Raw genomic sequence first — 430 nt, forward strand, 5'->3', positions numbered from 1 at the left:
CCTCGCGCCCGACGGTCTCGCCCCGAGCGATTGCGCCGGCCAAGGCGCTGGCTATCGTGGAGCTGCGCCGCAAGCGGCTGACCCAAGCGCGCATCGCCCAGGCGCTGGGCGTGTCAGCCAGCACCGTCAGCCGCGTCCTGGCCCGCGCCGGTCTGTCGCACCTGGCCGACCTGGAGCCGGCCGAGCCGGTGGTGCGCTACGAGCCTCAGGCCCCCGGCGATCTGCTGCACATCGACATCAAGAAGCTGGGACGTATCCAGCGCCCTGGCCACCGGGTCACGGGCAACCGACGCGATACCGTTGAGGGGGCCGGCTGGGACTTCGTCTTCGTGGCCATCGATGACCACGCCCGCGTGGCCTTCACCGACATCCACCCCGACGAGCGCTTCCCCAGCGCCGTCCAGTTCCTCAAGGACGCAGTGGCCTACTA

1 pseudogene is annotated in these 430 nt (G+C 70.7%); it reads left to right on the plus strand.

The annotated features are described in order from the left end of the window. A pseudogene (locus tag ERX27_RS11200) lies at positions 1 to 430 on the plus strand (IS481-like element IS481 family transposase); the annotation flags it as partial.

Source organism: Macrococcus brunensis, assembly GCF_004359615.1.
GTDB classification, from domain to species: Bacteria; Bacillota; Bacilli; order Staphylococcales; family Staphylococcaceae; genus Macrococcus; species Macrococcus brunensis.